Source organism: Pseudomonas sp. 28 E 9 (assembly GCF_900004785.1).
Classification (GTDB): domain Bacteria; phylum Pseudomonadota; class Gammaproteobacteria; order Pseudomonadales; family Pseudomonadaceae; genus Aquipseudomonas; species Aquipseudomonas orientalis_A.
The window spans coordinates 407,789-419,533 of the sequence record NZ_CVTK01000040.1; the positions used below are offsets into that span (position 1 = coordinate 407,789).

The 11,745-nt window shown below is 62.3% G+C and carries 10 protein-coding genes; 1 reads left to right on the forward strand and 9 read right to left on the reverse strand.

Annotation, left to right across the window (positions count from 1 at the left end):
• Nucleotides 1-120 precede the first annotated feature (120 nt).
• Genes BFQ00_RS09415 through BFQ00_RS09440 form a run of 6 tightly spaced genes read right to left on the reverse strand, consistent with a single transcriptional unit; the run spans nucleotide 121 to nucleotide 6,127 of the window.
• Entirely contained in the window at nucleotides 121-723 is a 603-nt protein-coding gene (locus BFQ00_RS09415; RefSeq protein WP_065885626.1) for an amino acid synthesis family protein, read from the reverse strand.
• Between the two features lie 15 nt (nucleotides 724-738).
• Nucleotides 739-1,197, reverse strand: a complete 459-nt coding sequence (locus tag BFQ00_RS09420; RefSeq protein WP_065885625.1) for a VOC family protein — start codon at nucleotides 1,195-1,197, stop codon at nucleotides 739-741.
• 11 nt (nucleotides 1,198-1,208) lie between these two features.
• Complete coding sequence (locus tag BFQ00_RS09425) at nucleotides 1,209-2,249, reverse strand: WD40/YVTN/BNR-like repeat-containing protein (RefSeq protein ID WP_065933302.1); 1,041 nt, start codon at nucleotides 2,247-2,249, stop codon at nucleotides 1,209-1,211.
• 12 nt (nucleotides 2,250-2,261) lie between these two features.
• Nucleotides 2,262-3,056, reverse strand: a complete 795-nt coding sequence (locus BFQ00_RS09430; RefSeq protein ID WP_065885621.1) for an SDR family NAD(P)-dependent oxidoreductase — start codon at nucleotides 3,054-3,056, stop codon at nucleotides 2,262-2,264.
• Between the two features lie 27 nt (nucleotides 3,057-3,083).
• A complete protein-coding gene (locus BFQ00_RS09435; protein ID WP_065885619.1) occupies nucleotides 3,084-4,574 on the reverse strand; it encodes an aldehyde dehydrogenase family protein in 1,491 nt (496 codons plus the stop codon).
• A gap of 11 nt (nucleotides 4,575-4,585) precedes the next feature.
• Entirely contained in the window at nucleotides 4,586-6,127 is a 1,542-nt protein-coding gene (locus tag BFQ00_RS09440) for an acetolactate synthase large subunit (RefSeq protein ID WP_065933303.1), read from the reverse strand.
• Nucleotides 6,128-6,429: 302 nt separating this feature from the next.
• Here BFQ00_RS09440 and BFQ00_RS09445 point away from each other — a divergent pair, with 302 nt between their 5' ends.
• Complete coding sequence (locus tag BFQ00_RS09445; RefSeq protein ID WP_065885616.1) at nucleotides 6,430-7,188, forward strand: IclR family transcriptional regulator; 759 nt, start codon at nucleotides 6,430-6,432, stop codon at nucleotides 7,186-7,188.
• A 26-nt stretch (nucleotides 7,189-7,214) separates the two neighbouring features.
• Here BFQ00_RS09445 and BFQ00_RS09450 read toward each other — a convergent pair whose 3' ends face one another.
• The 3 genes from BFQ00_RS09450 to BFQ00_RS09460 all read right to left on the reverse strand — a co-directional run bounded on the left by BFQ00_RS09450 (nucleotide 7,215) and on the right by BFQ00_RS09460 (nucleotide 11,574).
• The gene (locus tag BFQ00_RS09450; protein WP_065891978.1) at nucleotides 7,215-8,537 is read right to left on the reverse strand and encodes a hypothetical protein; all 1,323 of its coding nucleotides are present in this window, start codon (nucleotides 8,535-8,537) and stop codon (nucleotides 7,215-7,217) included.
• A gap of 83 nt (nucleotides 8,538-8,620) precedes the next feature.
• On the reverse strand, nucleotides 8,621-10,042 hold the full coding sequence (locus BFQ00_RS09455; protein WP_065933304.1) for an aldehyde dehydrogenase family protein: 1,422 nt from the start codon (nucleotides 10,040-10,042) through the stop codon (nucleotides 8,621-8,623).
• A gap of 83 nt (nucleotides 10,043-10,125) precedes the next feature.
• The gene (locus BFQ00_RS09460; RefSeq protein WP_065933305.1) at nucleotides 10,126-11,574 is read right to left on the reverse strand and encodes an APC family permease; all 1,449 of its coding nucleotides are present in this window, start codon (nucleotides 11,572-11,574) and stop codon (nucleotides 10,126-10,128) included.
• Between the last annotated feature and the right edge of the window lie 171 nt (nucleotides 11,575-11,745).

Genomic DNA, 11,745 nt, shown 5'->3' on the forward strand with positions numbered 1-11,745 from the left:
CACCGCGTAGGAGCGAGCTTGCTCGCGAAGAACGCATAGACACTGCATTTATCCAGGATGAACGCGTTATCGTTGACGTTTTTCGCGAGCAAGCTCGCTCCTACAATTGCTGTGCTTTTATCAGTGCAGGCCGTCAAGGCCCTTTACATCTTCTACTTTCAGCCCGCCCAGGCGTGCATGCAGACGTCCACGCGTGGCGAAAGCCCAGATCACGACGAGCTCATCCGGCGAAGGACCGTCGCCGAATGTCACCGAGAACGTGTCGTAGTGCGAGCGCACGTAAAGTGCGTCCTTGTGCGCCAGCGGCACGTCGATGGTCGAACCCGGGCCGCCACGTTTGCCGGTGGACGGCACCCACGACTTGCCACCGCCCAGGGCAACGCGGATCGGGTCGGCGGCCGGGTTGGTGAGGAACGCGTTGCCGTGCTCGTACTCACCCGCGCTACCTACCAGGATAGCCTTGCCGTAGCTTTCGATCTTGCGGGCACCGGCCAGGGCCTGAATGCGCCGGCCGAACTCTTCGCCCAGCAGCGGCGACGGCTCGATCAATTGCGCAAGGTCTTCACTGTAGCGGCCGGCATACGGGTTGGCGATCACGGCAGCCACGGCGTATTTGAACACCGGTTCGCCATCGGCCAACTGGCCACTTTCGTTAGCCAGGGTTTCTTCGACGAAGCTGTACCATTTGCGGATGTGATAGCTGGCGAAATTCGCGGTTTTCATCAGGTGAACCTCGGTTCAAATCGGGTCAAGGGGATCAAGCGTGATGTTGCGACTCGGCGCACGGGCGGCCTTGAAGCGGGCCTTGCCGCACGCATCGTCATGCTCGGTCTCGAGAAAGAATTCCATGCGATTGCAATCGGGGTCGTTGAAATACAGGCCGTTGCCGATTTCATGATCGGTAATTTTCACCACCTCCACCCCTTTCTTCAGCAACATGCCGTAGAGCTGGCGCAAGGTGGTCATGTCACCTTCGATTTCCAATCCGTAGTGCTGCAGGCCCAGGCCGCCCTGGTGGGCGCCCGGTTCTGCACGAATCAAGGCGATGTCGTGATGCTTGGTGCCAAATGCCATCATGACCCAACTTTCGCCCCGGGCACTTTCGTGCATGCCCAGGATGTCGGCGTACCACAGTGCCGACACATCAGGATCACTCACAAATAGCGATAAGTGAGTCCGAAGGATTTTGACTTTCATCACTGATTACCTCAGTTCTTCTTGACGATGGATTGATGCCCGGCCTTGATCTGCGCCACGGCAGGCGTCCAGAGCACATCTGCGATCTCGCTGAATTCGCGCCAGTGCTTCTGCCAGCTATCCCCACCATTGTCGGAGGTGAACAAATGCCCATACTTGGTGCCCGCCACGATCTGGCGCGGGTTGGCCGGGTTGAAGGCAATCGCCCAAACGCAGGAGTTGGGTTGTTGCGGCAGGGGCAGCACGGTCCACGTGAGTGCAGCGTCACGGGATATCAGGATCTTGCTGGTGGTGCCCGGCGTACCGTCGGAAATACTCAGGTACAGCTCGTTTTCCGTGCCCAGCGGCGCGTTCATGGCGCGCAGGTAATACAGGCCGAAGGCTTCGCGACCGACAATGCCGGTCCAGGTCAGCCCCTCGTCCAGGCTGCGGTAGACCGCATTGACGCAAACCACCACGATGACTTTTTCACCGTGATTGGGCAGTACCACAATGTTGTGGATGTCCGAGTTGTAGTCCCACAGCAGCCGGTCGTCGACGCGGGTCCAGCTGTCACCGCCGTCACGGGAGTGAAACAGCCCACCCTCTTCCAGGCCGAACCATAGTTGGTTGCGGTCGGTGGGGTCATAGGCGAAGGCCAGCAAACGCGGGCGGCTGACGCCGTCGCAGAATTCCGGGATCTCCACCGGGGCGCGATCCCAGCTCAGGCCACCGTCCAGGGTGCGCCACAACACAGCACGCGACGGCGCGCCGGTGCCGACGAAAATCCGTTGGGCGTCCTGTGGGTCGACCGCCACCTTCCACACGGTCTGCCCGTTGAACGGCGAATCGATGCGCTGCCAATGCCCGCCGGTGTCCTGGCTGACACACAAGCCCACGTCGGTACCGGCGTAGATCCGCTCCGGGGTGTCGGGATGCACACTCAGGGACCGGGTGATTGCATCGAACTCAAGGTCCTGCCCCAGGCCCAGGCGGTGCCAGGTCTTGCCATCGTCGGCGCTGCGAATCACCGCTTGCCCGACGGTCGCGACCAAAAGGGTTCCGTTACTCATCTCTGATACTCCTCAGATATAGATGCCACGCGTCAAACCACCGTCGATGCCGATGGACTCACCGGTTACCGCGCCGGCCTTCGGTGACGCCAGGAAGCCGATCAACCAGCCCATTTCAATCGGCGCCAGGGTGCGGCGAATCGGCGTTGCGTCGATGTAGGCCTGCTCGACCTGTTCCGCCGTCTTGCCCTGCTTGACCGCTTCGCGGTCGTACAGCTCCTGGATATGCGGGGTATCCACCACGCCTGGGTGAATCAGGTTGACCGTGATGCCCGACGGGCCGAGCTGGTCGGACAGGGTTTTGGTCATGTGGGCAATCGCCAGGTTGCGCATGCCCGACAGCACTTTGCTGCTGCGCCCGGTGAGCCCGCCGATGTTGATGATGCGACCGAAGCCGGCCGCCTTCATGTGCGGGGTCACGGCCTTGGCGCAGCGGAAGTAGCCGATCACCTTGGTGTTGAGGTCCGACAGCAACTCATCGTCGCCAGCGTGTTCGATGTCATTGCGCACCACGCCCGATGGCGCGGCAGCACCGTTGACCAGGATGTCGATACGGCCGAAATGCTTGTACGCCGCATCGACCATCTCGGACACGGCCTTCATGTCATTGGTGTCACAGAACAGCGGCAGCACTTCATTGCCGGTCTGTGCCGTGATCTCTTCGGCGGCCAGTTGCAGGAACGCCATGCGCCGCGCGCAGATCACCACCTTGCAGCCTTCCTCGGAGAGAAAGCGTGCGACTTCCTTGCCGATACCCATGCCACCACCGGTGACGATTGCCACGCGGCCTTTCAATTCCAGATCCATTGCCATTTCCTCTTGTGATTATTCGATTCAGGCCAGATCGACGAAGACGCTTTTGGTTTCGGTGTAGGCGTCAATCACGTTCTTGCCCATTTCCCGGCCCCAGCCGGACTGCTTGTAACCGCCGAACGGCGACGCCGGATCGACCACGTTCCAACAGTTGATCCACACCGACCCGGCCTTGAGCTGCGCGGCCACGCGGTGCGCCGAACGCAGGTCGCGGGTCCACAGGCCGGCGGCAAGGCCGTAGGGCGAGTCATTAGCGCGCAGCACCAGGTCGTCGATTTCGCTCCAGCTCATCACGGTCAGCACCGGGCCGAAGATTTCTTCGCGGGCCACGCAGGCCCGCTCGGCACGGTCCAGGAACACGCTGGGTTCAATGAAGTGACCGCGCTCAAGGTGCTCAGGACGGCCACCGCCGCAGATCAATTCGGCGCCCTCTTCCTGGCCCCGCTGCAGGTAGCCCTTGACCGTGTTCAACTGCCGGCCGGATACCAGCGGGCCCATGCTGTTGGCCGGGTCCAGGCCATTGCCGAGCACATAGGCGGCGGCATGGCGCTGCAGTTCTTCAAGCACCTGGTCGAGCACGCTGTCGTGCACATACAGGCGCGAGCCGGCCGTACACACCTGGCCCTGGTTGTAGAAAATCCCGTCGGCCGCACCCTTGGCGGCGCGTACGATGTCGGCGTCGGGCAGGATGATGTTGGGTGACTTGCCGCCCAGCTCCAGCGAAACCTTTTTCATGTTGCCGGTGGCCGCCTGGGCGATCAGCCGACCGACCTGGGTCGAGCCGGTAAAGGCGATCTTGTCCACGTCCGGGTGCTGTGCCAGCGGTGCGCCGGTGTCGGCGCCCAGGCCGGTGATCAGGTTGACTACGCCGGCGGGGAAACCGGCGGCCTCGATCAGTTGCACCAGGCGAATCGCCACCAACGGCGTCTGCTCGGCGGGCTTGAGCACCGCCACGCAACCGGTGGCCAGCGCCGGGCCGAGCTTCCACACGCACATGGTCAACGGGAAGTTCCACGGCACGATCAGCGCGCAGACACCGACCGGTTCACGCAACGTGTAGTTGAGCATCGGCGCGCCGCTGGCCGGCGAGACGGGCAGCGTGCTGCCTTCAATCTTGCTGGGCCAGCCGGCGAAGTAGCGAATGATGTTGGCCGCGCTGGCCGCTTCACCCCGTGCGTTGGCGATCGGCTTGCCGTTCTCCAGGGTGATCAGTTGCGCCAGCTCCTCGCGGTGCTGGTCCAACAGATCGGCCAGGCGAAACAGCAACAGGCCGCGCTGCGCCGGTGACTGGAAGGCCCAGGCGCCGGTAAACGCTGCGCGGGCGGCCGCAACGGCCGCATTCACATCGCGCTCATCGCCCTGGGCGACTTCGGTCAGGGTCTGTTCAGTGGCCGGGTTTTCCACGGCAAAGCGGCGACCGCTGGCGGCGTCCTGCCAGGTACCGCCGATGAACAGGCGACCGGGCTGGTCCAGGAACGCCTGGACGGCAGGTAATAATGGGAGCTGGTTCATGGTCGACTCCTTCAAAGCGCCATTTCGATCAGGCAAGGCCCGGCATCGGCGGCGGCATTGGCCAGCGCCCGTTGCAGTTCGGCATTGGTGTGTACGGTGCAGGACGGCACGCCATAGCCTTTGGCCAGGGCCTTCCAGTCGATGCGCGGAGTGTCGAGCACGGTCAGCTTGAGCGACTGCGGGTCGAGCTCGGTCATGCCGAAACGGCGCAGTTCGTTCTGCAAGATTGCGTAGCGGTGGTTGGCGGCAATCAGGATCACCACCGGCAACTGCTCGCGGGCAATGCTCCACAGGGTCTGGATGGTGTACTGGGCGCTGCCGTCCGATTGCAGGCAGAACACCCGGTTGCCACGCTCAGCCAGGGCCGCGCCAAACCCCACCGGAATGCCCTGGCCGATCGCGCCACCGGTATTGGTCAATACACGGTGCCGCGCGGCACGGGCAGAGGCGGTGAAAAACGGATAGCCGCAGGTGCCGCCCTCGACCGAGACAATGCAGTCGTCCGGCAGCGCGGCGGCCAACACTTGCCCCACCGACTGCGGGCTCAACGCGGCCTCGCCCGGCGGCAGCTGGATGTCCTGCGGTGTCGGTATGTAGGCAGGCGCGTCCAGCGCATCGGCCAGCGCGGTCAGCGCCCCGGCCACATCGTCGCCCACTTCGGCCAGAGACAGCAGACGCTCACGCTCAGCCAGTCGCGACGGGATACCTTCGTAGCCGAAATAACTGATGGGCTCCACGACACCGGCGCACACAACCTTGTCGTACTGTTCAAGGATCTCGATGGCCACTTCCGGGAAGTACGGCAGGCGATCCAGGTCGGGCAAGCCACCACCCCGGTAGCTCAGGCGCGGGAAGGTTTCGGCAAACATACGCACGCCGGGCAGTTGTGCCAGGCGCCCCGCCGCTTCCAGGCCGGCGACCGACAAGCCCTGGTCACCGACGATGAACACCAGGCGCTGGCCGTCGCGCAGGGCCTGGGCCACGGCTTCGATGCGGTCGCTGGCAAAGCGCCGCACCGGCGCACGCAGCGGGCTGAACTGGCCGTTGTGGGTCACGGTATTGGATTGCAGGTCCATGGGCAGGATCAAGCTGGCGATCTGGCCCTTGGCTTGCCAGGCGGCGCGCATGGCTTCCTGCAAGTCCTCGCCCACACCCGACGCGGTGCGTGAGGTGCGTACCCAATTGGACACAGTACCGGCCAGGGCCTGGATGTCGCTGGCCAAAGGCGGGTCGTAATTGACGTGCCAGGACGCGTGGTCGCCAATCACATTGACGATGGGCGTGTTGGCGCGCCGTGCGTTGTGCAGGTTGGCGATGCCGTTGGCAAAGCCCGGGCCCAGGTGCGTCAGGGTCATTGCCGGTTTGCCGGCGATACGGCCGTAACCATCCGCGGCACCGGTACACACCCCTTCGAACAACGACAACACCGGCTTGAGGGCGGGTGCACTGGCCATCGCGGCCACCAGTGGAATCTCGGTGGTTCCCGGGTTGGCGAAGCAGTACTCGATACCGCTTGCCGCTGCCGCATTCACTATCAGTTGCGCACCATTCATTGTCAGCCCTCTCACTTGAGCGTTTTCTTTGATGAGATTTATCACATACAAAAACCAACCATACAAGTTTTTATTAATATAAATCTCTTATTCTGAGATTTATGCGATATTTGAGCCGAGATACGTTAGTGTGATGACCTGTAGGAGCGAGCTTGCTCGCGAAAAACTCACAGGCACCGCGTTCCCTCAGGAGGCACGCGTTATCGTTGACGTTTTTCGCGAGCAAGCTCGCTCCTACAATGGATCCGGGGCGTTTTCGCCTATAGTGCTTACCCGCGTGCCATCCCTTCTCTAGGAACGAAATGAGCAGCCTGAGTAAATTGCTGAATGTCCTGGACCTGTTCGGTCCAGCCACGCTGAAGATCGACCCGGACACCATCGCCGAGCGCATGGGCCTGTCGCGTGCCACCGCTTACCGCTACGTCAAGGAGTTATGCGACGCCGGGCTGCTGACGCGCGTGGACGCCGGCAACTATGGCCTGGGGCCCCGCGTGATCGAGCTGGACTGGATGATGCGCCAGTACGACCCCATCCTCCTCGCCGGGCGCGAACTGATGCATGAGTTGTCGGCGCAGACCGGCCTGGCGGTGTTCGCCAGCGTTTTCTATGACGGACGCATCATCAACACCTACATCGCCGAACCCACCGACACTTACCACTTCTCCTTCGGGCGCGGGCACCCGCTGCCGTTTTTTCGTGGCGCGCAATCGAAGGTATTGATCGCCTTTCAGAAAGGCCGTCGCCTGCAACGCCTGTTCGAAGAACACATGGCCGGCGATGCGGACAGTGCCTACGACTGGGCAAGCTTTTCCAAGGCCACGAAGAAGATTCGCAAGGACGGCTATTGCATGACCCACGATGAACTGAACCTGGGCCTGACCGGCATCGCGGCGCCGATCATCCAGCCGGATATCGACGAGGTAGTGGGCAGCCTGTCCGCTGTCGGCAGCACCCAGAGCTTCAAGCTGCTGCGCCAGGAAACCGTGATCGAGATGGTGATGGACACCACGCGGCGGATTGCCGAGAACATGCGCAATCAGCCGGGCGCTGCCGCGTCCTGAGGTCAAGACGCGACAGCTAGCATGGTTCAGAACGGTACGGCGACGGTCACTTGGCTGTACACATTGGTGCCGTTGCCGACCGCCTGGTTGCCGCCCGTGGTGGAATCCTGTTTCGGTTTGTAGAGACCGATCAGCGGCGTGATGATCAGGTGCGGGTTGACCGCCCACTCGGCGTACACGTCCAGCTCCCGCGCATCGAGGTTCAGTGCATTGCTTTTGCGCACGGTCTCGAAGTCGAAGTACAACGCGCCCAGGGTCAGGTTTTCCAGCGGCGTGGCCTTGAGGCCCACATGATGGATGCGGGTGTTGCTGTTGAACGGTCCGGAATAGTTGCCGCCGACTTCGCCTTGCAGCCAGGTGCCGTAGCCCGTGCTTTGGCCGGTGAACAGCGAATCCCATTTTTGTGAGTAGCGGGCGTAACGGTAGGTGACCTTGGGTGCCCAGGCGACATCGGCAAAGGTGTAACCGGCTTCGCCGTACCAGGCTTTTTCCGGCCCGCTGTCCTTGTCCTGCCAGGCGTATTCGAAGGCCAGGCTGACATTGGGCAGGCCCGCGTCGCCTTCGCCACGCACGCTGTAGATATTCATACCCTTGCGCTGGCGCTGAAAATCACTGGCCCAGCGATCGTTCACATCGATGCCATGCACCCAGGTCAACCCCAGGGTGCCGGGCTTGGTGGTGTAATCGAGGGTACCGGCGGCCACTTCGGTTTCAGCCTGGGCGCGGTTGTCGGACTTGAGCCACAGCAGGCTGCCATGCAGGCCGTCCTTGCCACCCAGGCGCAGGAACGCGGTCTGATCGAACGCATGCCGCGCCGCCAGATAGTAGGCACCGCCGCGGTTCAGCGCGCCATCGGCCGGGCCCTTGCCCAGGTTCGGCCCGTCATCGTTGACCAGGAAGCCCCTGCCGAGCTTGACCACCTGGCGCCCGCCGGAGATATCCACGCCGTCCTGGCCCAGTGCCGGGAACAGGTCGCCGGAGCGCCACCCGAGGTAAGCGTCTTCGATTTTGGTGGTGCGTTCGGTGCCCAGGGTATTGCCGGCCGCGTCGCCGTCGCCCCAGGTGGCGGAGCTGAGCAGGGCGAACGCACCGTAGGCGGTGCCGTTGCCCGCCAGGGACTGGTCGCCGCTCAGGCCATATTTGATAAAGCCTTCACGCCAGGTCGAGCCGCCCGACGTGCCGTTGTAGTTCTTGCGACTGTTGAACATACCGAATACGGCAGTCATGTCTGCGTTGAGATGGCGGCTGTCATCGCTGTACAGCTCATAGGCCTGGGCCTGGCTGATGGCGCAGAGCGTCAAGCTGCATGCCAGCGTACCGCCGAAGAATAAAGTGGATGGGTAGCGCATGATCGAAGCTCCTTGAAGCGCGTCTTTAAAGACAGATAGTGGCAACAGGGGCGCAGCGACGCTGCGTCCCTGTTGGCCGAGCATTACTCGCCCGCGCGCTTATTGACGAACAGCAATTGCTGGCCGGTAAATTCCAATAGCCCTTCGAGGCCGAACTCGACACCGAAGCCGGACATCTTGCTGCCGCCGAATGGCGTATTCGGTTGGATCCGGGCGTGACAGTTGACCCAGGCCACGCCACTTTCCAGGCGGCTGGCCAATGCCTGCGCCTGTTCGCCATCCGGGCCCCATACCGAGCCGCCCAGGCCCATGTCACCGGCGTTGGCGCGGCGCAGCACGTCCTCGACGTCGCTGTAAGCGATCAGCGGCAACACCGGGCCGAATTGCTCCTCGTCCACCAGGCGCTGACCATCGGTCACATCCGCGACCAATGTCGGTGGGTAAAAGAACCCCGGACGGTCCAGACGGGCGCCGCCACACAGGACCCGTGCCCCCTGACCCCGTGCATCGGCGACCAGGGCTTCAACCAACTGCAATTGCTCAAGGTTCTGCACCGGCCCGAAGTTGACGCCGGGCTCCAGGCCATCACCCACCACCTGGCGCTGGGCAATCAGCGTCAGCGCGTCGGCGAAGGCCTCGTATTGGGATTCGTGAATGTACAAACGCTTGAGGGCTGCGCACGTCTGGCCCATGTTGAGGAAGGCTGCCTGGAAAACTTCCTCGGCGACCTCTTCCACCGATGTGCCGGGCAATACAATCGCAGCGTCGTTGCCGCCCAGTTCAAGGGTCAGGCGCTTGAGATTGGTGGCAGCGCCGCGCATCACGCTCTGGCCGGTGGCGGTGGAACCGGTGAAGACAATCTTCTGAATGCCGGGGTGCGAAGTGATCGCACTGCCGAAACCCTGCTCGCCGGTCACGCAGTTGATCACACCGTTGGGCACATGCCTGGCAATGATTTCCGCCAGTCGCAAGGTACTCAGCGGCGTCAGGCTCGACGGTTTGCTGACCACGCAGTTGCCGGCCCGCAGCGCCGGCATGATGTGCCACACGGCAATCATGAACGGCCAGTTCCATGGCGTGATGGACGCCACCACACCCAGGGGTTTGCGGTGCAGCTCAATGCGCTGGGTCGGGGTTTCTTCCACCAGCTCCACTTCAATCTGCTGTCCGGCCGCATAGCGGGTCCACGCAGTGGCGCCCATGACTTCGGAAAACGCCAGTTCCAACGGTTTGCCTTGTTCCTGCACGATCAACCGGGCCAACTCATCGGCGCCCTGCTCGATACTCTCGGCAATCGCCAACAGCCTCTCGCAGCGCTGAGCATGGGAAACGTGACGCCACGCCTTGAAGGCCACTTGAGCGGCGGCCACCGCGTCGTCCAATTGAGCCAGCGAGCCGGCCGGGCATTGGGCGAATGCGGCGCCGGTAGCCGGATTGATCACATCAAACTGCCCGTTTTCACCGGCAACCTGAATCCCATTGATAAGCATCTTGTAGTGGTGCATGTGTCATCTTCCTTTAACGCTGGCGAACCTTGCCGGACAACGGCAAGCGAACAGTGTGCAGTGGGGCGGTATCGCTCGATGCCTTAGAGTTTGTGGCTGCCCAGCGCCAGGAAGCGCTGCGGCGAGACCTTGCGCAGTCGCGCGGCGAGAAAAATGCCGCCCAGCAGCGCCGCTGGAATGACCGCGCACAGTGCGTAGGACAAGAGCTGGCTGGCGCCGGTGAGTACATCGAAATGCACCACCGCCAGTATCAGCACCATCAGCAAGGCCAGGCTGGAGAAAATCGGCAGGATACGCCCGCGCCAGAGGCCGACATTGAGCTCCGGGTGCCGGTGGAAATACACACACACCGAGACCGAAGTCATCGCCATGAGCAAAATCACGCACAAGGTGGCGAGGTTGGAGAACCAGGCGAACAGTTGCAGGATCGGATCGGCATCCATCGCAGCGAAGATCAGCACCACCACGGCGGCGATCAGGCTTTGCAACGCCGAGCCCATATGCGGGCTCTGGTGCACACGGTGGGTGGTGCCCAACAGACTGTGCAGCAGACCGTCGCGCCCGATCGCGTAGAAATAGCGCGCCGCGGCGTTATGGAACGCCAGCAGCCCGGCGTAGATGCTGACCATGAACAGCACCCGGATAATCTGCGTCAGGTACGGGCCGACAAAGTGGTCCGACATGCCGTAGATAAAGGTGGTTGGGTCCTGCAGGGCTTGCAGCATCGGCACGATTTTATCCGTACCTACGCCCACCACCATCGACCAGACCGACAGCGCGTAGAAGCCGCCGATCAGCAGCACCGAGCTGTAGGTGGCAATCGGAATGGTACGGTGCGGATTTTTCGCTTCTTCGCCGTAAATCGTCGTGGCCTCGAAGCCGATAAAAGCCGCGAAGCAGAACAGCAGGCCGATCGACGGGGTACCGCTGAGCACATGCTGGCGGGTGAACGAGTCGAGATTGACACCGCTGTCGCCGCCAGTCTTGAGAATCGCAATATCCAGGGTCAGGATCGCCAGGTATTCGGCAATCACCACCACCGACAAGACGCGGGCGGACAGATCGATCTTGCGATAGCCCAGGATCGCGATGCTGACCATCGCCATCAGCGAGTAGGACCACCAGGGCAATACCAAGCCGTATACGCTTTCCATGGTGCCGCTGACCACGCCGCCGAACATGCCATAGAGGCCGACCTGCAGGATGTTGTAGGCAAACATCGCCAGCACGCCCGCCGCCCCTCCGGCCAGGCCACCCAGGCCGCGCGAGGTAAAGGCGTAAAAACCACCTGCGTTGGTGACATGCCTGGCCATGGTGGTGTAACCGACCGAAAACGCCAGCAGCACCGCCAGGGCCAGCAATAACAACGCCGGGGTGCCGGCACCGTTGCCCAGCATGATGCCAATCGGGAAACCTCCGGCGATAACGCTGAGCGGGCTCGCCGCCGAAATCACGAAGAAGATGATAAAGCCGACACCCAAGGCGCCACGCTTGAGCTCCGTGGAGCTGTTGACCGGGATAGATACACTCATCTTATTAACCTTATTGTATGAGGCAGTCGCTGTGGTAAAGGACCGATCAAGGCGCCATCGGTACCAGATAGCGCTTTTGTTTTTGGGATTGCACGCTGTATTCGATCCTATGCCCGCCCACGAACACCCCGCTATCCCAAATCGGTAACATCGCCGGCATCACACCCGACC